The organism is Mesorhizobium carmichaelinearum (assembly GCF_900199455.1).
Classification (GTDB): Bacteria; Pseudomonadota; Alphaproteobacteria; order Rhizobiales; family Rhizobiaceae; genus Mesorhizobium; species Mesorhizobium carmichaelinearum.
Genome location: NZ_FZQR01000100.1, coordinates 1 through 2,425, shown reverse-complemented (window position 1 = coordinate 2,425; position 2,425 = coordinate 1). Strand labels below are relative to the sequence as shown.

Below are 2,425 nucleotides of genomic sequence, written 5' to 3'. Positions count from 1 at the left end.
GTATCCATCCGGCGTGTCGCGCCTTGTTCGGGTGATGAACGAGTGGTCTTAAGCGTGCTCTTATGAGCGCACTTAGGAGCAGTTGATGGGTCAGATCACGTTGCTCACAGGCCCCGAACGTCGGCGGCGGTGGAACGAGGAGGAACGGCGCCAGATTTTGGAGGAGGCATTTTCGCCCGGAGCCTGTGTGACGCAGGTGGCGCAGCGGCATGACGTTTCGACGGCGCTGATCTACACTTGGCGTCGCAAGCTGTGCGAGCACGTCCCGGACCCGTGCCTTACAGAGGCGGTGGTTGTCGATGAAGACGTCGGCCATCCACTGGAGCACCGGCCGGCTATTGTCGTGGAGCTGGTAAAGGGCGGCCGGGTGAGCATCTTCGCGGGAGCGACGCCCACGCTGGTTACGGCAGTGGTAAAGGCACTGCGGTGATCCCGTCGGGCGCGCGGGTGTGGCTGTCGATGGGCCACACCGATATGAGGAAGGGCATGCAGGGCCTGGCTTTGCTGGTGCAGCAGCACCTGAAGCGCGATCCTCACGGTGGTGATCTCTACGTTTTCCGCGGACGCGCCGGATCGCTGGTAAAGATCATCTGGCATGACGGGATCGGCATGTCGCTTTATGCCAAGCGGCTCGAGAAGGGCCGCTTCATTTGGCCTCAGGCGAAGGACGGTGCAGTGTCGCTGACGAGCGCTCAGCTGGCGTGTTTGCTCGACGGGATTGACTGGCGCAACCCGCAGTACAGCTGGCGTCCGGCGAGCGCGGGATAGGACGCGGATTTCCTCAGCCAAAGCGGCATTTTTCGGTTGCACCGAGAGACAGGTGCTGATTCATTTCGGCCATGGAAGCCGCCGTTTCGCCCCTGCCGGACGATGTCGAAGCGCTTAAGGCGCTGGTTGTTTCGATGGGCGCCGAACTTGCCGCCGCGAGGGCTAAGGCGTCGGCTACGGAAGCTCTGATCGGGCACCTCAAGCTGCAGATCGCCAAGCTCAGGCGCGAGCAGTATGGCCCCAGCGCCGAGCGCAGCCGCCGGCTCCTGGACCAACTGGAGTTGCAACTCGAGGAACTCGAGGCCACCGCCAGCGAAGATGACCTTGCCGCCGAGGCGGCGGCGACCAGGACGACCAGTGTCACCGCCTTCGAGCGCAAACGGCCAGTGAAGAAGCCGTTTCCCGAGCATCTGCCGCGTGAGCGCATCGTCATCCCCGCGCCATGTTCGTGCCCGACTTGCGGAGGGACGCGGCTTTCGAAGCTCGGCGAGGACGTGACCGAGACGCTGGAGGTGATCCCGCGTCAGTGGAAGGTCATCCAGACGGTGCGCGAGAAGTTCTCGTGCCGGAACTGTGAGACGATCACCCAGCCGCCGGCGCCGTTCCATGTCGTGCCGCGTGGCTGGGCAGGTCCTGGCTTGCTCGCCATGCTGCTGTTCGACAAGTACGGCCAGCATCAACCCTTGAACCGCCAGGCTGAACGTTTCGCTCGCGAGGGCGTGCCACTGAGCCTGTCGACGCTCGCCGACCAGGTTGGCGCGGCCACTTTCGCGCTCATGCCCCTCTATCGCCGGATCGAGGCTCATGTTCTCGCCGCCGACCGATTGCACGGCGACGACACAACGGTGCCGGTCCTCGCCAAGGGCAAGACCGATATCGGCAGGCTGTGGGTCTATGTCCGCGACGACCGGCCATTCGGCGGCGCCGATCCGCCCGCCGCGCTGTTCCACTATTCGCGCGACCGCCGTGGCGAACATCCGCGAGCGCATCTCGACAGCTGGTCCGGGATCCTGCAGGCAGACGCCTATGGCGGCTATGGCGAACTCTACGCAGCCGATCGTCGCCCAGGGCCTGTGCTCGAAGCGGGCTGCTTTGCCCATGCACGCCGCAAGTTCTTCGAACTCGCCGACGTCGAGGGATCAGCGCGCAAGAAGAGCCGCGGCGAACGGACAGGGGCGATCTACCCGATCGCACTGGAAGCGGTGCAGCGCCTGGATGCACTGTTCGATATCGAGCGCGAGATCAACGGATTGAGCGCTGAAGCGCGTGCTTGCGCCCGCCAGGAGCGCAGCGCTCCACTGATGGAAGACCTTCACGCCTGGCTGATCGCCCAGCTTGCCCAGCTCTCACGCAACCACGATCTCGCCAAGGCCATCAACTACATGCTGCGCCGATGGCCGGCGTTTACCCGCTTCCTCGACGATGGCAGGATCTGCATTACGAACAATGCGGCTGAACGGGCCCTGCGCTGCGTCCCGCTCGGTCGCAAGGCCTGGCTGTTCTGTGGCTCCGATCGTGGAGGCCAGCGCGCTGCAGTCATCTACGCCCTCATCGGCACCGCCAAGCTCAACAATGTCGATCCGCAAGCCTGGCTTACCGATGTGCTTCACCGCATTGCCGAGCACCCCGCCAATCGCCTCGACGAGTTGCTGCCGTG

At 64.3% G+C, this 2,425-nt stretch carries 3 protein-coding genes; all 3 read left to right on the top strand.

Annotation, left to right across the window (positions count from 1 at the left end; genetic code table 11):
• The first annotated feature begins 85 nt into the window (after window positions 1–85).
• Complete coding sequence (tnpA, locus tag CKW40_RS42105) at window positions 86–430, top strand: IS66-like element accessory protein TnpA (RefSeq protein ID WP_095205366.1); 345 nt, start codon at window positions 86–88, stop codon at window positions 428–430.
• A complete protein-coding gene (gene tnpB / locus CKW40_RS42100; protein WP_258052477.1) occupies window positions 427–768 on the top strand; it encodes an IS66 family insertion sequence element accessory protein TnpB in 342 nt (113 codons plus the stop codon). Before tnpA ends, tnpB begins: the two co-directional genes overlap by 4 nt.
• 71 nt (window positions 769–839) lie before the next feature.
• Window positions 840–2,425, top strand: a 1,586-nt coding sequence (tnpC, locus tag CKW40_RS42095) for an IS66 family transposase (protein ID WP_095205364.1), incomplete at its 3' end; no start/stop codon positions are given.